Source organism: Lysinibacillus sp. NPDC098008 (genome assembly GCF_044760715.1).
Taxonomy (GTDB): Bacteria; Bacillota; Bacilli; order Bacillales_A; family Planococcaceae; genus Lysinibacillus.
This window is the reverse complement of sequence record NZ_JBIWBA010000010.1, coordinates 47,865-67,198: the sequence shown is the minus strand read 5'-3', so window position 1 is coordinate 67,198 and position 19,334 is coordinate 47,865. Positions and strand designations below refer to the sequence as shown.

Annotated in this window: 22 protein-coding genes and 1 riboswitch; of the genes, 6 read left to right on the top strand and 16 right to left on the bottom strand. The window is 40.1% G+C overall.

Annotated elements, in window-relative coordinates; translation table 11 throughout:
- Positions 1-72 precede the first annotated feature (72 nt).
- Genes ACIQVU_RS10790 through queF form a run of 3 tightly spaced genes read right to left on the bottom strand, consistent with a single transcriptional unit; the run spans position 73 to position 1,823 of the window.
- Positions 73-606, bottom strand: a complete 534-nt coding sequence (locus ACIQVU_RS10790; RefSeq protein ID WP_340805405.1) for a VUT family protein — start codon at positions 604-606, stop codon at positions 73-75.
- On the bottom strand, positions 603-1,268 hold the full coding sequence (gene queC / locus ACIQVU_RS10785; RefSeq protein ID WP_402895451.1) for a 7-cyano-7-deazaguanine synthase QueC: 666 nt from the start codon (positions 1,266-1,268) through the stop codon (positions 603-605). The genes ACIQVU_RS10790 and queC overlap by 4 nt, the downstream gene beginning before the upstream one ends.
- Before the next feature lie 54 nt (positions 1,269-1,322).
- The gene (gene queF, locus ACIQVU_RS10780) at positions 1,323-1,823 is read right to left on the bottom strand and encodes a preQ(1) synthase (protein WP_340805404.1); all 501 of its coding nucleotides are present in this window, start codon (positions 1,821-1,823) and stop codon (positions 1,323-1,325) included.
- Between the two features lie 90 nt (positions 1,824-1,913).
- Positions 1,914-1,960, bottom strand: a riboswitch (PreQ1 riboswitch).
- A 255-nt stretch (positions 1,961-2,215) separates the two neighbouring features.
- On the opposite strand from queF, the gene ACIQVU_RS10775 reads away from it, so the two are divergent.
- The gene (locus ACIQVU_RS10775) at positions 2,216-3,001 is read left to right on the top strand and encodes a glucosaminidase domain-containing protein (RefSeq protein ID WP_402895447.1); all 786 of its coding nucleotides are present in this window, start codon (positions 2,216-2,218) and stop codon (positions 2,999-3,001) included.
- Positions 3,002-3,032: 31 nt separating this feature from the next.
- Here the strand turns inward: ACIQVU_RS10775 and ACIQVU_RS10770 are convergent, their stop codons facing one another.
- From ACIQVU_RS10770 to ACIQVU_RS10735, 8 genes are all read right to left on the bottom strand, one after another.
- A complete protein-coding gene (locus ACIQVU_RS10770) occupies positions 3,033-3,935 on the bottom strand; it encodes a S66 peptidase family protein (protein ID WP_402895444.1) in 903 nt (300 codons plus the stop codon).
- A 20-nt stretch (positions 3,936-3,955) separates the two neighbouring features.
- The gene (locus ACIQVU_RS10765; protein ID WP_402895441.1) at positions 3,956-5,020 is read right to left on the bottom strand and encodes a DmpA family aminopeptidase; all 1,065 of its coding nucleotides are present in this window, start codon (positions 5,018-5,020) and stop codon (positions 3,956-3,958) included.
- Positions 5,021-5,319: 299 nt separating this feature from the next.
- Complete coding sequence (locus tag ACIQVU_RS10760) at positions 5,320-7,275, bottom strand: methyl-accepting chemotaxis protein (protein ID WP_402895439.1); 1,956 nt, start codon at positions 7,273-7,275, stop codon at positions 5,320-5,322.
- Positions 7,276-7,471: 196 nt separating this feature from the next.
- Positions 7,472-8,008, bottom strand: a complete 537-nt coding sequence (locus tag ACIQVU_RS10755; protein WP_340805393.1) for a DUF1572 family protein — start codon at positions 8,006-8,008, stop codon at positions 7,472-7,474.
- A gap of 74 nt (positions 8,009-8,082) precedes the next feature.
- Entirely contained in the window at positions 8,083-8,691 is a 609-nt protein-coding gene (locus ACIQVU_RS10750) for an SCO family protein (RefSeq protein ID WP_340805392.1), read from the bottom strand.
- A 109-nt stretch (positions 8,692-8,800) separates the two neighbouring features.
- Positions 8,801-8,923, bottom strand: coding sequence for a YvrJ family protein (locus ACIQVU_RS10745; protein ID WP_340805391.1), 123 nt, complete (start codon positions 8,921-8,923; stop codon positions 8,801-8,803).
- Between the two features lie 74 nt (positions 8,924-8,997).
- Positions 8,998-9,222, bottom strand: coding sequence for a DUF2922 domain-containing protein (locus tag ACIQVU_RS10740; RefSeq protein WP_340805390.1), 225 nt, complete (start codon positions 9,220-9,222; stop codon positions 8,998-9,000).
- 14 nt (positions 9,223-9,236) lie between these two features.
- On the bottom strand, positions 9,237-9,452 hold the full coding sequence (locus ACIQVU_RS10735; protein WP_402895433.1) for a DUF1659 domain-containing protein: 216 nt from the start codon (positions 9,450-9,452) through the stop codon (positions 9,237-9,239).
- Positions 9,453-9,574: 122 nt separating this feature from the next.
- Here ACIQVU_RS10735 and ACIQVU_RS10730 point away from each other — a divergent pair, with 122 nt between their 5' ends.
- Entirely contained in the window at positions 9,575-10,003 is a 429-nt protein-coding gene (locus ACIQVU_RS10730) for a DUF2621 domain-containing protein (protein ID WP_340808559.1), read from the top strand.
- 128 nt (positions 10,004-10,131) lie between these two features.
- Here the strand turns inward: ACIQVU_RS10730 and ACIQVU_RS10725 are convergent, their stop codons facing one another.
- The 4 genes from ACIQVU_RS10725 to ACIQVU_RS10710 all read right to left on the bottom strand — a co-directional run bounded on the left by ACIQVU_RS10725 (position 10,132) and on the right by ACIQVU_RS10710 (position 13,701).
- A complete protein-coding gene (locus ACIQVU_RS10725; RefSeq protein WP_340805388.1) occupies positions 10,132-10,626 on the bottom strand; it encodes a CcdC family protein in 495 nt (164 codons plus the stop codon).
- Positions 10,627-10,650: 24 nt separating this feature from the next.
- The gene (locus ACIQVU_RS10720; protein WP_402895430.1) at positions 10,651-11,019 is read right to left on the bottom strand and encodes a response regulator; all 369 of its coding nucleotides are present in this window, start codon (positions 11,017-11,019) and stop codon (positions 10,651-10,653) included.
- A 52-nt stretch (positions 11,020-11,071) separates the two neighbouring features.
- Complete coding sequence (locus tag ACIQVU_RS10715; RefSeq protein ID WP_340805386.1) at positions 11,072-11,782, bottom strand: cytochrome c biogenesis CcdA family protein; 711 nt, start codon at positions 11,780-11,782, stop codon at positions 11,072-11,074.
- Between the two features lie 227 nt (positions 11,783-12,009).
- Complete coding sequence (locus tag ACIQVU_RS10710) at positions 12,010-13,701, bottom strand: L-lactate permease (protein WP_340805385.1); 1,692 nt, start codon at positions 13,699-13,701, stop codon at positions 12,010-12,012.
- A 482-nt stretch (positions 13,702-14,183) separates the two neighbouring features.
- Between ACIQVU_RS10710 and ACIQVU_RS10705 the strand changes: the two genes are divergently transcribed.
- The 4 genes from ACIQVU_RS10705 to ACIQVU_RS10690 all read left to right on the top strand — a co-directional run bounded on the left by ACIQVU_RS10705 (position 14,184) and on the right by ACIQVU_RS10690 (position 17,936).
- Positions 14,184-14,927 (top strand): FadR/GntR family transcriptional regulator, encoded by a 744-nt coding sequence (locus tag ACIQVU_RS10705; protein WP_340805384.1) that lies wholly within the window; start codon positions 14,184-14,186, stop codon positions 14,925-14,927.
- Positions 14,928-15,059: 132 nt separating this feature from the next.
- Entirely contained in the window at positions 15,060-15,776 is a 717-nt protein-coding gene (locus ACIQVU_RS10700; RefSeq protein WP_340805383.1) for a (Fe-S)-binding protein, read from the top strand.
- Between the two features lie 16 nt (positions 15,777-15,792).
- Positions 15,793-17,223, top strand: a complete 1,431-nt coding sequence (locus tag ACIQVU_RS10695; protein ID WP_340805382.1) for a LutB/LldF family L-lactate oxidation iron-sulfur protein — start codon at positions 15,793-15,795, stop codon at positions 17,221-17,223.
- On the top strand, positions 17,220-17,936 hold the full coding sequence (locus tag ACIQVU_RS10690) for a LutC/YkgG family protein (protein WP_340805381.1): 717 nt from the start codon (positions 17,220-17,222) through the stop codon (positions 17,934-17,936). Before ACIQVU_RS10695 ends, ACIQVU_RS10690 begins: the two co-directional genes overlap by 4 nt.
- A gap of 20 nt (positions 17,937-17,956) precedes the next feature.
- On the opposite strand, the gene ACIQVU_RS10685 is transcribed toward ACIQVU_RS10690, so the two are convergent.
- The gene (locus ACIQVU_RS10685) at positions 17,957-19,261 is read right to left on the bottom strand and encodes an MFS transporter (RefSeq protein ID WP_340805380.1); all 1,305 of its coding nucleotides are present in this window, start codon (positions 19,259-19,261) and stop codon (positions 17,957-17,959) included.
- Positions 19,262-19,334 lie beyond the last annotated feature (73 nt).

The window sequence follows — 19,334 nt, the reverse complement described above, 5'->3', positions numbered from 1 at the left end:
TTGTGCCCGACTTGGCTCTTACTAAATAGGAAAAAGGATGTGTCAGAATTTCTCTCTGAACACATCCTCTTTTTAAGCCAGTCGTTTCTCACGCAATGCCTGTCCTTGGACAATGACCCATACACCAACTAGTTGCAGCGCTGTTTTGACGATGATTTGTCCAACAATTGCTGCAGGTACGGCTGCCCACGGAAGAAAGCCCGCACCAAGTGGGCTTAGCCCAACAATAACGAAAACCGTTGAATCAAGCAGCCCTCCTACAGTACCGCTGTAAAGCACACGCCAAGCCATTGGAAGCTTCAAGCGTGTATAAATTTCAGTATCTGCTGTTTCAGAAATAATAAACGACAGCGCTGATGCTGCCACAATCATCAATGTATCACCTAAGGAAAACGATACAGCAGCGGATAAAAATAATGCAATGAAAATAAAGAAATATGTTTTTTTACGTCCATATTTATTTTGTACAAGGTCACGGAATATAAATGTTGCTCCAACAAAAAATGTCCCTATCGGCACGATAAACATGCCCATTTCCAACGGTGCAAAACGCGCTGTCACAACATTAGCAATCACAATCGAAGCTAAATAACAAAAAATTCTCATGCTTCTTGCCCCGCTTTCGTCGCTAAATAGCTTTGTAGCCCGTTTTGCCGCAGCTTACATGCCGGACATTCTCCACAGCCATCTGCCACAACACCGTTATAGCAAGTGAGTGTTTGCTCTCGCACAAAGTCGAATGCATCAAGCTCATCCGCTAATGCCCACGCCTGTGCTTTGTCAAGCCACATTAATGGCGTATGTAAAACAAATGGCTCATCCATCGCTAAATTAAGCGTTACATTGAATGCTTTTACAAACTGATCTCGGCAATCAGGATAGCCGCTAAAATCGGTTTCACAAACACCCGTCACAAGATGCTTTGCTCCAACTTGGCTTGCCAGTACACCTGCGAAGGATAAAAATAGCAAATTGCGCCCCGGTACAAAGGTTGATGGCAGCTCACCATCTTGTCCTTCCTCAATGTTAATATCCTCACGTGTTAATGCGCTAGCCGCAAGCTGATTTAATAATGACATATCTAAAATATGGTGCTTAACACCAAGCTGTTGTGCGATGTTTTTGGCACAGTCAATTTCTAAACGATGGTTTTGTCCGTAATCAAATGTCACCGCCTCCACTTCACCAAATTGCTGCAATGCCCAAAATAAACAAGTTGTGCTATCCTGCCCGCCGCTAAATACAACGATGGCTTTTTCCTTTTTCATCATAAAGCCTCTTTTCTTAGTTTTTTTCAGAGGGTTGCTAAAAACCTCTTTATCTTAACGATTATCAATTTTCTCTGGATATAAATCGTGATTTATTAAGCGATGGTCCGCAATTTTTTCATATTTTGTCCCAGGACGACCATAGTTGCACCACGGGTCAATTGAAATGCCTCCACGCGGCGTAAATTTGCCCCACACCTCGATATAGCGAGGGTCTAATAGCTGAATTAAATCGTTCATAATAATATTCACACAATCCTCATGAAAATCGCCATGATTGCGGAAGCTAAATAAGTACAGCTTCAACGACTTGCTTTCCACCAATTTTTTATCTGGAATATAGGAAATATACATTGTCGCAAAATCAGGCTGCTGTGTAATTGGGCATAAGCTTGTAAATTCTGGGCAATTAAATTTCACAAAATAATCACGCTCTGTATGTAAGCTATCCACAGCCTCCAACACTTCTGGCGCATATTGCATTGGATATTTCACCTGCTGATTGCCTAACAATGTTAAATCTCCTAAACCTTCTTGTTCTGTACGACTAGACATCAAAAAAAGCCTCCTTCAAAGTTGTGTACAACAAAACTTTTAAAAGAGGCTCAGCTATTTTCTATATCATATGTAAGAGGAAAAATGATCCTATGCATAGTTTTTTATAGAGGGTATAAGCTATGAACCTCTGTTATGAAAGTTTTACATACGAAATTCTATCAACTATTTGGAAACACGTCAATACAAAATATGCACACCTGCTCTGTCACTAGCAAAGGAACCAATCCATCGTTATAGCGTTTTATTAATAATGAGAGTAATTCTATCGTACATCCCTTTATCCCGTATTAACAGCCTGTAAAAACCCGATTGGTAGTTTCACTTTATTTCTCTTTCACTCTCTGCAATAATGAGAGATAGCTAAATTTTTAATAGAAGGGAGGGAGATGTTGTCACGCTCAACATCAAGCAGTGCTATGAAATATGTAGTTAAATTTGTTAAAGGATTTATCGTTACAGTTGTTGTGATCTGTCTTTCATTTTTTATGGTCACACAGCTATTCAATCAGCCTGAAATCGAAGAGCCTGTTGTGATTGATGATCGTCCAAGTGTGGAAGAGTTTATTGGCACAATTGCTGAAACTGCACGGGACCTTGGTGCTAAAAATGATTTATATGCGTCCGTGATGATAGCCCAAGCTATTTTGGAAAGTCAGCATGGTCAAAGTGGGCTTGGCTCCGCTCCTAACTATAATCTTTTTGGTATGAAAGGCAACTATCAAAACAACTCTGTCACACTTGAAACCGTTGAAGATGATGGTTCAGGCAAGCTCTCAACTGTGATGGCTGAATTTCGGAAATACCCTTCCTATGAGGCATCCATGCAAGATTATGTAAAGCTAATGCGAAATGGGGTTTCTTGGAATGAAAATTTTTATGCTGGCGTCTTTAAAAGCAATACAACATCCTACACAGAGGCAACAAAATTTCTAACAGGCTCCTATGCCACTGATTCATCATACAACGAAAAATTAAATGCCCTTATTGCCAAATACGACCTCCAGCAATATGATAGCCCTGTTAAAGATAAGAAAACGATTACGGTCGCTGATGGTGACTCCTTAATGCAGATTGCAGAAGTTCATAATGTTAAAGTCACATCAATTAAACAATGGAATCAGCTACGTTCAGATCGTTTAGAGGCAGGACAGCAGCTAAATATTTATCATTATTAAGGTCTTCTGAACTATTACATTTCGTAATAGTTCATTTTTTTAGTTGAATTTGCGGCTGATCGGCATCCATCACAACCATGCCGCCTAAGGGCAATGACATCGTTGGTAGGCAATGCCCACAGGCAATATTGGCAATAATAGGCTTGCTTAACGGCACTAATATTTCCTGGAAAATAGTTTGTAACGAAGACTGTGTGCCACAATTTGTCCAAGCACCTAATAAAATTCCTGCTGCCTCATCAAGCTTTCCTGCCAGCTTTAACTGGGTAAGCATTCGATCAATGCGCTGGGGGCTCTCATCAATATCCTCTAAAAATAAAATTTTTCCCTTTGTATCAATTTCATAGGGTGTGCCAAGTGATGCGGTTACTAATGTTAGATTGCCCCCTGTAAGCAAACCTGCTGCACTGCCCCCTACAAGCGTAGTCATTGGCTGTGCTGCTGGATTCTCCACATTTATATGTTCCACTGCCATCGTTTGCTGCTTAAATGATTGCCATGTATACATATCCATTTCCTGCTTGATAAACTCCGTGGATGGCATTGGTGTATGATACGTAATAAAGCCACAAAGCTGATTAAAGGCAATATGTAAAGCTGTTACATCACTATAGCCCGCAAATACTTTAGGATGCGCCTTGATCATTTCAAAATCGAGCTGTGCTAAAATTTTTGTCGCGCCATAGCCTCCACGTATACAAAAAATCCCGTCAATTGTAGGGTCTTGAAACATACGATGTACATCCGCTGCCCGTAGCTGATCCGTGCCTGCTACATAGCCATGCTGCGCATAGCATGTTTCCCCAGCAATAACCTTGAATCCTAGCCTTTCAACACTGGCAATAGCAGGCTTTACATTTTCGGGTGGAACAGCACTTGACACACTGATTAGCCCCACCGTATCCCCTTTTTTTAATGGCTTTGGACGAAGCAATCCTTCCCCTCCTTTATTTGTCACTTTTCACATGATTCATACATATAAGCCTCCACCTTATGTCCATCCCGTCCTACTGTTGTTTGTGCTTGAAATAGTGAATTTATAATAGCCTCCTCTGTAGCCTCAGCGGCTGCTGCAAATAGTTGATTCATCACTGGATGATCCTCACGTAGTTGTGTACGTGTTACTATAAGCTGATCTGTTGTGTGTGGAATATGATGTGCTGTTGTAAAGCCGATAACAATATCACCACTACCATGAGAAAAATGGCTGCCTGTTCTGCCTAGTCCTATTCCACAACGCTTAATAACACGCGTTAATTGACGACTACTCAGTGGTGCATCTGTGGCAAGCACAATCATAATGGAGCCATCTGTTGGTGCTAATGTTGATGACTGTTGAGAAGTAGAAGCACGATAATGATGGGCTAAAAAATCGGCACTTTGCCCAAAATTGCTAAGCACCATACAGCCTACTGTATAGCAAATATCCGTTTGTTCCACCTTCACAAGACGTGAAGATGCACCAATTCCTCCTTTATAGCCAAAGCACATCATCCCTTTCCCTGCCCCAACTGCCCCTTCTTGCGCTGTAGAATCGGTAGCTGTACGAATGGCTTCCATTGCATGCTCAGGTGTAATGGCACATGCGCGAATTGAATTTAAATAGCTATCATTGCATTCACCTACAACAATATTAATGGTTCCTGTTGTCAGACCGATATCCTCATTTGCTTCAAGCATATATTGCAATGTGCCCTGCGTAACAGCAGGCACACTCAATGTATTTGTTAGCATGATGGGCGATTCCAGCACTCCAAGCTCATTCACCTGCACAAGCCCTGTTGTTTTGCCAAAGCCATTGAGCACGTAGCTTGCTGCTGTCACTTTCTGCTGAAATAAATTGCCATCATGTGGCAAAATCGCTGTCACACCTGTACATGCATATGCACCTTGAGCAGCTAATGGCTGATCTAATGTCACATGACCTACTTGGACACCTGCAACATCTGTTATACAATTTTTTGATCCTGTTGGTAATGTACCAATTGTTATCCCTAGTTCTCTTGCTTTACCTCGCATATGCTGCCTCCCACTAATATGATGCTATCATCTATTATACGTTAAAATACATCACCTGTTCCCATAGATAGCTTTTGACTATGAAATATTACAGCTAATATGAAAATACAGTTTTTGGCGCACTACCCACCACCAAACACGCAAGGGGCTGTCCGAAAAGTATATATCTTTTCAGACAGCCCCAGCTTCTATATTAAATATTCGCGAACAATGCTTGCTCCTGTGGTAATCACAATCCATTGTCACTATCCTCGTCGCAAAGGGGGCGTTTCAAAACGACTTTTCAGACGCCCCTCCTATTAATATTTAAACTGACTAATAAGCTGCTTTAGTTCATCTGCCATAGATGCTAGTGCTTGCGCAGAGGCATTAATTTCTTCCATGGATGCTAATTGCTCCTCGGTTGAGGCTGCTACATCCTCTGAAGCGGCTGCATTGCCTTTCGCACTTAAGGCTAAATTTTCTGTAACAGCCGCTACCTCTTGTACACTTGCAGACATCTGCTCAGAGGCAGAGGACGCCTCCTCCATTTGAGGCATAATTTCATTCATGCTTGTCAGTATCACTTGGAATTTGGCAATCGCCTCATCCGAAATATGCAAGCCTGCCTGCACATCCTCTGTTACCTTCGCCATAATACTCACTGACTGCTCTGTTTCCTGTTGAATCCCTTGAATCAATTCAAAAATTTGCTTTGCTGAATCCTGTGACTGCTCAGCCAGCTTACGCACCTCATCTGCCACTACAGCAAAGCCTTTACCATGCTCGCCTGCTCTTGCCGCTTCAATTGCTGCATTTAGTGCCAGTAAGTTTGTTTGGTCAGCAATGCCTGTAATAACATCTAAAATCGCTGTAATTTGCTGTGAACGTTCGTGTAATGTCTGAATTTTAGCATTCGAATCGGCTACAGATGCATGAATAGATTGCATTTGATTTTTTGTATTTTGAACGGCTTGTCCGCCCTCATCTGCTTGTAATGTTGCATCCTGTGTCAGGTCTGTAACAGTGGAGGAGATTTCTGCCATATACAGAATAGCTGTTGATAGCTCATGCAGCGACTCTGCGCTTTTATTAGCATTGACAGTTTGCGAATCAGCACTTGTTGCAACATCCTGAATGGCAATCGCTACTTTTTCCGTTGCAGTGCTTGTTTGATTGGCATTGGCTGTAAGCTGTTCAGCAGAGGATGCTACCTCTTCTGCATTTTGCTCAATTTTTTGAATAAGTGTACGTAAACTTTGCTGCATATCGTTAAAGGCTTGCCCCAATTGTCCAATTTCATCTGTGGATGTCACGGTAACGCTTGCTGTTAGGTCGCCTTGGCTAATCGTAATTGCGCTATCTTTTAGCGCTTTAATTGGTCTAATAATAGCCCTCATCACAAAATAAAACACAATGGTACTTAAAATAATGGCTGCTACAAGCACAAGCATTGTATGGAATAAAATTGTTGAAGCCGCCTCATCAATTTCACTCGCAAAAATTGTTCCTGAAATTTTCCAGCCTGTTAATTCATTTGTATTAAAGGACATAATACGGCTATCACCATTATATGTATAGTCATATATACCTGATGCACTATCGTACATTTTCTGAAGGAAGCTTTCATTGACAGCCTCACCTGATGGTAATGTAGGATGTGCAATCACCATATTATCCTCACCGAAAATAGATGGATAGCCATTTCGACCAATTCGAATGGAGTCTGCAACTTCTTGTAAGCCTGCTAATTTAATATCAACAGCTACAACACCTGATTGATCGGCTAGCTGCTTTGCTATTGTTACAACCATATCTTCTGTACCTGCATCTTTATAAGGGCTTGTAATTAATGTTTCACCCTTTAAAGCGGCTGCCTCTTTAAACCAATCTCTTTCCAAAGGATTGTAGTCTGCATCATTTATTCGTGGCTCCTGTGTAAAGGTTCCATCATGGGCACCTACATAAATACTTAAAATATCAGGATGAAGCTTTGCATATTGTTGTAAGCCTTCACGTACTTCCTCCTGCGATTGCTCAAGAATATGAAGATCATTACTAAAAATATCAATATCATGTACTTTTTCACTAATTGTTTGATCGATTAGCTTATTTAAAATTGCCACACTTTCATTTGCACTATATAAAATTTCCTCTTCAATGGCATCTTTGGCTGAAAAATAAGATAGACTCCCAACAGATAACACTGGAACTAATAGAATAAGAGCGAATAACATATAAAGCTTGCCCTTAAAGCTTCCCATGAATTGTTTCATACAATTCTCTCCTTTTATTTCTTGATGTGAAAAATACTTCTCTGATGATCTGTTCTCCTTTTCTATATTTCTCAAACCTTTTATCGGACAAAATTTATCATTTCAAACAGCTTTAACATTTTCCTATTATTCTGGATTTTACAAACAATGAAAAAATCGTAGCGACCTAAATCTCATCAGCTACGACCTTTATAGTTTACGATTGATATTTTGTGCGCATTGCTTCTGTAAATATTTGAGATTGCCCCTTTGGTATGCTTAATGTTTGCCACTCAGCACCCTTTACTTGCTTTGCAATATAAATGATTTGACCAACATGCTGTGCATAATGAGCCATTTGTCTTTCAATCGCATCAATAATCGCTAGTTGCTCACCTCTAATGGTAATATATCCATCTAAATCAGCTACTGTTAAATTTGATAAAGCCGTTAAAAATACTTGCCAGCCCTGTTCCCAAGCTGCGATAATAGCCTCTTTTGTATGGAGGCTATCAATAAACTCATCATCTCGATTTCTCGAAGGCTTCTCTCCATCTGACGTTAAAAAATCCGTCCAGCGTGAAATCATATTACCACTCATATGCTTCACAATAACAGCAATACTATTGGATTCTTCATTATATGCCCAATGTAACTGTTCGTCTTCTAGCTGGGCTAATGTTTGATCACCTTGCTCTTTAATTATATGAAATCTTTTTTGGATAACCTGTAGATAAGTTTGTGCTAAAGTCATTGTCACCACTTCCTTCATCTTATCAATAAAAGCATGTTTTGCTGTAGTTGTTCAAAACATGCTTTTGCTATTTATTATAGGTTTTCATCAATATATGTTTCAATATCAGAGGCAATTGTATCAATAGGCACATCTTCAATATTTTCCGCATAGCCATTGTACATTTTTACTAAAAGCCCATCTTTATCAACTAAGAAAAATTGATTACCATGGATAACTTGATCACTGTTAGGGTCGTCTTTTACTAAAATCTTTGTATTTTTCACAGCAAATTGTTCGATATATTTTTGTGAATACCCTGTAAGAAGGTTCCATTTTGAGTCATCTGGTACATTGAATTTACCAATATAATCAGCTAACACCTCTGGCTTATCAACGTCTGGATCAACTGAAAAGGCTACAATATTATAATCCTCCACACCTTTTTTCTGGAGCTTTTCTTGAACTTGTGCCATATTCAATGACATTGGCGGGCAAATAGATGTACAGTTTGTGAAAATATACATCCCAATCCACGGCTTTCCTTTTAAACTTTCTAAAGATACCGTTTCCCCACGCTGATTGATATGCTCAAAATCAGGTATTTCCAGGCTATAATCTGCCTTAAATTTTGCGTTCCCACATGCACCTAGTATAGCGGTACAGGCTAACAGCAGGACTAGCCCTATTAATTTACGCTTCATCTCAACACTCTCCCTAACCTACACTATTCTCATCCTATCGTAGGTTGTCAACATTGACAAGAACTTCAAGGTGACAGCTTTCGTACATCTTTGTGAAATTCATTTCATGTTATTTTAAAGAAACGAGTGCAGCATGAATCGCATCCAGCTTTACTTCGACGCGGTGCAATAAATAAAATGACACTAAAATCGGAAAACCGATATCGGATAACATGTTGAACCACTGTTCCATGAGGCTTCCTCCTTTCCTAGACGGTAAAAAAGGAGCCATCTTAAAATGACTTTTCAGATGACTCCATTGCTCCATTATGCTGTTGCTACATCAAATTCTGTCACTTGACGATCAACAATACGGGCTCCTTTAATAGTTGTTAATGCGCCTGATTGCCCTGTAAAAACATTTTTCTCAATAATGATTGCCATCACTTGCTGAATGTCAGTGGCTGTAAGCGCTGGTCTTGGTGCATCAATCGTCAATGTTGTCGCTTTGCCATCCGCTGCGGCAAATTGTAGCTCTAATACTTGTGTCATCGGATAACCTCCCTCTAAGATAAATGTGTTGTTTCTTGCTTTTCAATGCTGGCAAGTGGCAGTGTTGATAAGCTAGCAATAGCATTGCCAACTGCCACTAAATCATCTGTGCTATGTGTGCTGTTCAGATTGCGATACGATTTTGTGACGAATTGCGGTTCGTTTTTTTCATCATAGCCAATCTGATACTTCAGGCGCAATGTGGCATTAACAAAGGTAACGTTTGCCATGGAACATCCCCCCTTTCTTACACACTATATACAGACTTCTTGCTAAAAAAGGGACAATTAAAGATGAATTTTTTATCGTAAGCTCTTATAATAGAATGAGAGAAGGCAAAGAGGTGAACGATTTGTTACAAGGTTGGTTTTTATGGTTTATTTTATTTTGGGTTGTCGTTCTTATTTCATTGATGGCGATTGGCGGATTTTTCATGTTCCGCAAGTTTTTAAAGGCATTGCCAAAGCAGGATGGCAAATCTGATTTAGATTGGCAAGAATATTATTTAGATAAAACGATTCACTTATGGGGACAAGCTGAAAAGGAGCTGCTATATGAGCTTGTAAGCCCTGTACCTGAGCTTTTTAGACAGGTCGCAAAGGAAAAAATCGCTGGGAAAATTGGCGAGCTTGCTTTAGAAGAAAAAGCAAAGGCTATTAATCACGACCTTATTATTCGAGGCTATATACAAGCAACCCCAAAGCGTGACCATAAATTTTTACGCAAAAAATTAGAGGAAATGCAAATTGATATCGCTCCATACGAGCATTTATTCGAATAATCACATCGCTGCACGAAATTTCGTGCAGCATTTTTCTTGCCTTTAGCACATGTGCTATCCGTTTATTTGCAGGTTCTAATCGTCACTTTTGCCGCTCTATCCAACAAAAAACTACACTAGCATGCATACTAGTGTAGTTGTGGGATTGTTTTTTTTATTTTTTTAAACTGGATTAGCATGGCTATTCGCCAAGGTAGTAACATGGCAAAGGCTAAAATCCAGAACATACCTGCTAATTCCCCAACATCGATGGAGCTACTTAAAATTATTTTCGCCACCACGCGGAATATTAACAAACCAATTAATATAAAAGCAAATGCCTTTGAACGTTTTAAATAAATATCTCGACCCTTTACTTCAAATTTCGAAGTCGCAATTAAAATTATCGAGAACACCATTCCTACAGCGGCTGCCTCTAAAATTTGCATAGGCGGCACTCGAAATTGCTCAAATAAAAACATCAGCGCACCTGAAGACATAGCAATCGGTGGAATTATAATTTTCTTCTCATTTGTTGGCATTTTGGAAGCTCGCATTCGTATAACCATCACAAAGCTTCCCATTACAATGGCCATGATGGTTGACCCGATAACATAATAGTGAGAAGGGATGCTGCTTAACATAAAAAGTCCTCCTCTAATGTCTAATTAGCAATTTTGTCCCAATAATTGATCGGCCACAGCCTTTAATCTTTCTGGCTCAAAGGGCTTTGTAATAAAATCCTTTGCCCCGCTTTCAATCGCTTCTACAATAAGCTTTTGCTGACCAAGCGCTGTAATCATAATAATTTTTGCATCTGGAAATTCAGGGATAATTTTTTTTACTGCTGCAATACCATTCATAACGGGCATCGTTACATCCATCGTTACTAAATCTGGCTGTAACGCTCGATACATTGCCACAGCTTCTTTACCATTCACTGCCTTTCCAACGACCTCATAACCCCATTCTGTAAACATATTACTGATGGCAACACGCATAAATAACGTATCGTCCACTACTAAAACTGTAGGCATCTGTTCATCTCCCTCCACGTTATTATGGTATAGCCTTCTTTAGTTTAACAAATTAAAAGCCTGTAAATCCACCGAAAATAGGCTCTAATATACGTGTAATATACGTTAATCCATCAAAGAACAATAAAATCCCTACAGCAATCATAATATAACCGCCGATTTTCACAATTTTTTGGCTATGTGTGCGAATCCATGTTAGACGTGCAATAAAGAAGGATAGCACGAAGAACGGTATCGCAAAGCCTAAATAATAGGCAAGCATATAGCTAAAGCCTGCACCTGGGTTTGTGCCAGCTAGCATTGTAATCGACATTAAAATTGGACCTGTACACGGTGTCCACCCTGCTGCAAAAGCAATACCAATTAATACCGACCCGAAATAGCCAGATGGTCTATTTTTAAATTGGATTTTATGATCCTTCATTAAAAAGTCAATTTGTAATAGTCCCACAATCATTAACCCAAATACAACAATTAAAATAGCGCCAACCTGGCGTAATAATGTTTGATAATTATGGAAAAAGTTGGCGAATAAAGATGCGCCCACCCCAATTACAATAAAAATAATTGAAAATCCTAGTAAAAAGAATAGTGTGTGGAAAATAGCACGTTTTTGTAACATACCCTTTTCCGATTTTAGCTCATCTAATGTCATTCCCGTTATGTACGATAAAAATACTGGATACAAGGGAAGCGTACAAGGTGAAATAAAGCTTAAAAAGCCTGCACCAAAAGCTAAAAATACGTTAATATCAGACCCCATATGTTGAAATCGCTCCTTACAGTTACTGCATCCATCGTACCAAAAAACACTATAAAATGCGCCCTTCCTGCCTGTGAACGTTTCATGGCAAAATCATGAGATTTATAAGAAATCCCTGCCAAACAAGTTTTCTTTCTGCATTATGCGCTCCTTCAGATTTTCTGTCAATACTCCATCAATAAAAAGGATGGCGAACGTTAACCGTTTCCATCCTTTCACCTTACTTTTTATGGAATCATCCAAGCTAAAACATTGCTTTGTAGGTATGTCAAAATACAAATAAATAGCAGTAGCAAAATACTATATTTCACGGCAAAGCGCAGCAATTCTGATTCTCTGCCTACAAGTCCAACGGCTGCCGCAGCTACTGCAATCGATTGTGGTGAAATCATTTTCCCTGTCACCCCACCCGATGAGTTTGCGGCAAGCGCCAGCACAGGGTCCATACCAATGGATTCTGCTGTTACCTGCTGCAGCTTGGCAAATAATACATTGGAGGATGTATCCGAGCCTGTAATAAATACCCCAAGCCATCCAAGCACAGGCGAGAAAAATGGGAATAGTGCGCCTGTTTTTGCTAGCACTAAGGCAAGTGTTGTCATCATACCTGCTGTATTTGTCACATAAGCATAGCCAACAACACAGCAAATGGTAAGCAGCGGGAATTTAATTTCATTCACGGTTTCCACAAATGTTTTGCTCCAGTCGCGCCACGAAATTTGTAACATAAATTTTGTCACGATCGCTGCTAATAAAATAGCTGTACCCGCTGCCCCTAGTAATTCGAGCTTATATACTGCTGCAATTGGCTCACCTGTTGTACCATTTAATACTTGATTATGTAAAAAAGGTACTTCTGGCATAAATGTTAGTGCTTGTCCTAACGTATTGACACCTTTCAATAAACTATTAGCACCTTCATAATGACCTATTAAGGCGCTTTTGATTGCTGGAATTCCCCAGAAGGAAATAAAGAGCGTTAAAATAATGAATGGTGACCAAGCCTTTACAATCGCTGCCCCGCTATACGATTCGGTTTTGAATGCTGTAGTCGCTGCCTCGCGCTCTGATGCAAAGCGGTAAATCGTTTTTGGTTGCCAAAACTTCATAAAAATTGCTAATGCAAATAAAGATACTAAAGCCGATAATACATCTGGTAATTCAGGTCCAAGGAAGTTGGAGCTTAAATATTGTGTCACCGCAAAGGAAATCCCTGACACTAAAATAGCAGGCATAACCTCCCAGGCCTTTTTAAACCCTACCATAATAAAAACTAAAAAGAATGGAATAAACACCGCTAAAAATGGTAATTGACGTCCAACCATTTTTGAAATTTCCAATGCAGATATACCTGTTGGCCCCTCCATCGCAGTGATCGGTACACCAATTGCTCCAAATGCCACAGGAGCTGTATTCGCAATCAGGCAAAGCCCAGCAGCATACAGTGGATTAAAGCCTAATCCCACTAATAGCGCGGCTGAGATAGCAACAGGTGCACCAAAGCCCGCCGCTCCCTCTAAAAATGCACCGAATGAAAATGCCACAAGCAATGCTTGAATACGTCGATCCTCTGTAATGGATAATACGGAGTGCCGAATAATATTAAATTTCCCTGTTTTTACCGTAAGATTATATAAAAAAACAGATGTGATAATAATCCATCCAATTGGAATCAGTCCATAAACTGCGCCCTGTGTAGCAGACATAACGGCTGTTGCAGCAGGCACTTTAAAGGCAAAAATCGCCAATACTAATGATACAAGAAGCGTTGTTAGCCCCGCCATGTAACCCTTCATCTTTTTAATGGCTAACGCCCAAAAGAAATAAAGAATCGGCACAATAGCCACCACTGCTGACCAAGCCAAGCTTCCTCCAACAGCTGTAAAATCTTGTGTAAAAATCACATGATATCCCCCCATATTTTATTTCTCCTAAAATCTTCCCTACAAAAATGCATTTAAGTATTGTCCACCCCTTTGCGATTCGTCACATTTCTTGCAATGTCGATTTCATCCTTATTTTGTAGAAGCATCGCCCTTTTATTAGAAATGCGCCACCGTTCAAATGCTATTGCAATAAACCTTTCATATTGCCTGCCCTCGATTAATCAGCAGGATATTAGGTCATCAGATGACCGTATGCTATGATTATATTAACTATATTCTTAAAATTCAATATATTTTTCGAAACATCAAAATTCGACAACTATGTGGTGGATAGGATACTTGACTTGACGGATAGCGTGGCAAGTGTGACGGATAAACTCCTGAAATAGACGGATTGAACCTATAATCTGACGGATAAAACGTTCAAAATCTCCAATAGCACCCTAATACGCCTTTCTTCATGTATAATACATATAATCATTATGTAAACATAGAGAGCTAAGGGGTGTTGTTCCATGGAATTACGAAAAATAAAGCCAAAGAAAATATATGAAGAAGTGTCCGAAATCCTCCACGAGAAAATTAGAGCTGGGCTATTACAGCCTGGGGATCGACTTGACTCCGTGGAACAGCTAGCCGAACAATTACAAGTGAGCAGGTCCGCAGTACGTGAAGCGCTCTCCGCCTTAAAAGCAATGGGACTTATTGAAATCAAACAAGGCTCAGGGACATTTGTTAAAAGCGTCACATCCAGCCAGCTTGATTTCCCCCTTTCTACGGCTATTTTAACGAATAAGCAGGATGTTTCTCATCTATTGGAGGTTCGTAAAATTATTGAGGTTGGTGCAGCCGCAAGCGCAGCCATACATCGCACGGACGCGGATATTCAAAAGATGGCGCAAATACTTGAAGAAATGCAACGTGTGCAAGGTGATGGTGAATTAGGTGAAAAGGTTGACTTTCAATTTCATGCTGCGATTTCTGCTGCCTCTCAAAACCCTCTGCTGACAATGATTCTCGATCAAGTGTCAGGGCTGATGCTGGAAACAATGAAGGAAACGCGCCGTATTTGGCTCTATTCCAAAAAAACGACAAGTGAAAAATTGTATGATGAGCATATGCAAATTTTCCTTGCCATTAAACAGCAAAATGAGGAGCTAGCCAAGCATGCAATGACCTCCCATTTAAGCAATGTCGAGAAAGTGTTGCTGCAATATTTTAAAACAACAGAATCTATGCAATCACCAAAGCTGCCTTGATAACAGGGCAGCTTTTTAAAAATTTTTATGAATCTCTTTTATTCTTCTGAATAGTTGTAGTATTATAAAAACAATATATTTGTTTCGTGAGTCATCAGATGACCAGTTGATTATGTAAAAGGAGCGATAAAAATGAAAGTAACACTGTTTGCAACCTGTTTAGTAGATATGTTTCAAGGAGAGGTAGGCAAAGCAACTGTTGAAGTATTAGAAAGACTTGGCTGTGAGATTGACTTTCCAGAAAATCAAATTTGCTGTGGACAGCCTGCCTATAACAGCGGCTATGTAAAGGAATCTAAAAATGCGATGAAAAAAATGATTAGTGCCTTTGAGCATGCTGAGTATGTTGTGTCCCCTTCTGGCTCTTGTGCCTATATGTTTAAAGAGTACCCTGAGGTTTTTAAGGATGACCCTATTTGGCAGTCAAAGGCACAAGCATTAGCAGATAAAACCTATGAATTGACAGAGTTTATTGTGGATGTTTTAAAGATAACGGATGTTGGTGCACAGTTAGAGGGCACAGCAACCTATCATACATCCTGCCATATGACCCGCCTACTTGGTGTAAAGGAAGCGCCATTTCAACTATTAAGCCATGTTAAAGGCTTACAGTATGTGGAGCTGCCCGGCAAGGAGAGGTGCTGTGGATTTGGTGGTACATTCTCGGTCAAAATGGGGAATATTTCTGGAGAAATGGTTGATGAAAAGGTATGCAATGTAGAAGAAACGGGCGCTGATATTTTAATTGGCGCAGATGCGGGCTGTTTATTAAATATTGGTGGGCGTATTCAACGTCAAGGAAAGCCGATTAAAGTAATGCATATTGCGGAAGTTTTAAATAGCCGATAAAAGGGGGAAATCGATAATGGCAATGAAAACAAGTGATGATCGCTTTAATCAGCGTGTAACAAAGGAGCTAGATAATCAATTTATGCGCGGTGCTGTATCCAGTGCTCAGGAACGCTTTCAAACACGCCGCCTACAACAGGCAGAGGAGCTTGGACATTGGGAGGAATGGCGCTCACATGGTGAGGAAATTCGCCAGCATGTGTTAGAAAATCTCGATTATTATTTATATCAATTAAGTGAAAATGTGTCCAAGCGAGGTGGACATGTATTTTTTGCACAAACAGCACAGGAAGCAACGGACTATATTCAAGGCATTGTGAAAAAGAAAGAAGCCGCTAAAATTGTGAAATCAAAATCAATGGTAACAGAGGAAATTAGCTTAAATGCTGCATTGGAGGAGCTTGGCTGTGAGGTCATTGAAACAGACCTTGGTGAATATATTTTGCAGGTAGCAGACCATGAGCCACCATCACACATTGTTGCACCTGCCCTGCATAAAAATAAAGAGCAAATTCGGGATGTTTTTAAAGAAAAGCAAGGCTATCAGCAAAGTGAAAAGCCAGAGGAGCTTGCTCTTTATGTACGTGAAAAATTACGCAATGAATATTTAACCGCAGATATTGGTATTACAGGCTGTAACTTTGCCATTGCCGAAAGCGGCTCGATTACCCTTGTGACAAATGAAGGCAATGCCGATTTAGTGACAGCCCTGCCAAAAACACAAATTACGGTGATGGGGATGGAAAGAATTGTCCCGACCTTTGAAGAAATGGAGGTGCTTGTTAGCCTACTAACAAGAAGTGCTGTTGGGCAAAAGCTAACGAGCTATATTACAACGCTAACAGGGATAAAGGACGAGGGAGATACGGACGGACCAGAGGAATTCCATTTAGTCATTGTCGATAATGGGCGTTCAAATATTTTAGGCGGGGAGTTTCAGCCGATCTTACAATGTATTCGCTGTGCTGCCTGTGTCAATGCTTGCCCTGTCTATCGTCATGTTGGTGGGCATACGTATGGCTCTATCTATTCTGGCCCTGTAGGTGTTGTACTTTCCCCACTTTTAGGCGGCTATGATGATTTTAAGGAGCTACCATACGCCTCTACATTATGTGGTGCATGTACGGATGCTTGCCCTGTGAAAATTCCGCTTCACCAGCTTATTCACCGACATCGACAAGTCATTGTAGAAAATGAAGGCAAAGCACCTGTTTCTGAAAAACTATTAATGAAAGCATTTGGCTTAGGGGCTTCCTCCCCTTCTTTATATAAAATGGCAACAAAAATGGCTTCTCCAGCTATGTCCCCCTTTACGAAAGATAACACGATTTCCAAGGGGCCAGGACCTTTAAAGGCATGGACGGAGGCTAGAGATTTCCCTGCACCAAATAAAGATAGCTTTAGGGATTGGATAAAGCAGCGTACAAAAGGAGGTAAGTCAGAATGACAGGCACAATACAAAATCGAGAAACCTTTTTGGCCAATATTGCCAAGCAGCTTGGACGCTCTCCACAAGCAGAGCTTCCACGCCCAACATGGCAATACCAGCCCCAAGATCGTGTGCTAAAAGATGCAACAAAGGATGAGCTAGTGGAGGTTTTAGTGCAACAATGTAAAAATATTCATACAGATATTGTGATAACAAATACAGCGAAGCTTCCACAGGATTTACAAGCGGTTATCGACAATTATGGTGGTCAATCCGTTATTACATGGCAAGATAAACGATTCCAAGACTATGGATTATCCGCATTAATGACAACACAGTGGCAACAAGCCAATATTGAGCATTATGAATGGAATGCACAGCAGCCTGAGGAAAATATTCGACAAGCTGAAAAAGCCAATATCGGCATTACCATTAGCGAAATAACATTAGCAGAATCAGGAACGGCAGTGCTCTTTAGCAGCAAGGAGCGAGGTAGAAGCGTCAGCTTTTTACCTGAAAAGTCAATTATTTTAATTCCTAAAAGCACTATTGTGCCACGTATGACACAGGCTGCACGCTGGATTAGTGAAAAAGTGCGTAAGGGTGAAAAAATTGCCTCATGCATTAACTTTATTACGGGTCCTAGTAACTCAGCCGATATCGAAATGATTCTTATCGTTGGCGTCCATGGACCTATCAAAGCAACATATATTGTCATTGAGGATCAATAAATGATAACAGGCATGCAAGGTCAATGCATGCCTGTTGTTGAATGAGGAATACTTTCTGCTATGACCTCTTTGTCATAGTATTCTGGATGTGCTTCCTCTAAGATGGCTGGTCGTAGCATCACAAGTGAAATAGAAATGATAATTATGCTTGTAATCGGTAAAATAATTGTCGCTGGTATGGCATCATATAATATACCATAAATAACCATACCAATTGGCATCATAGACATTGCCATTGTTTCCATTAGCCCAAAAACTCGCCCACGATACTCTTCTACAATGATTTTTTGCATATACACCCCGATTGGCATATTAATACCCATTTCAAAAATCGCAAAAATAAAGTAAATCATTAAATAAAAGATCACAATAGCTACATAGGAAAAATCAGTGACTAATGGAATAACTGCTAAGCCAACACTTCCCGCCAATAACAATAAGCTGATTTTGGAGAAACGTAATGGTACTTTGACTTCGGGTCTTGTTGCGAAATAAAGAGAAGCCACAAGCATACCTAATGCACCCGACGCTTCAATAAAGCCAAAGTGTGTGGATTTCACTTTTAGCAATTCAATGATAATGTACGTTCCTCCTACAGCGATGGCAGAAAAGAATAAATTGATCCATAATGCTACCCACATAATGGTTTTAATGACGTTACGCTGCTTGATATAATGAAAACCGCTTTTCAGCCCCTCCCACATCTTCTCTTTTTTCGTATCCTCCCCTCTTGTACTATAGAGGTTAAAATCCATTGTTGCCTCTAAACAAAACGCAATCGCATAGGCTACCATATTCACCATTAAAAATACATCCATATTAAAAAATCCATACATCATACCACCAATAACTGGTCCCCCAATTGCAGCTACAGACATTGACATTTGGTTAAATGACATCGCCCGCTGTAATCGTTCTGGATTGACAAGCGTGGCAATAGCAGATGAAAACGTAACACCAGAAAAGGCTGAACAAATCGTATTAAAAACAGTAGCTATGTATATAGCATAAACGGACATTCCTACTGTTTCTGTATAAAGCAATAATCCTCCTACTGTCAAAATGGTGCCCGCCTGCGCTATTAATATCGTGCGTTTTTTTGAGAAATTATCTGCGACATAGCCTGCTAAGGGTGCCACAAGTGCGCGTGGTAATACGGAACAAATCATATTCGTCGCAAAGCTCATCGCCGACCCAGTCATCGCTAAAATATATAGGCTAAAGCCGAATGCCATCACATTTGCACCCAACATGGCAATCATTTTACTCGCTGTGAACGTCCATAAATGATAGGTCGCCTTTTTTAACTTTTCCGCTTCATTCATCTAAATCCCTCCGTTTTTTAACTAAATTAAAAAGTTTAATTATATTAAACAAAATATACCATAGTTCCTCCTT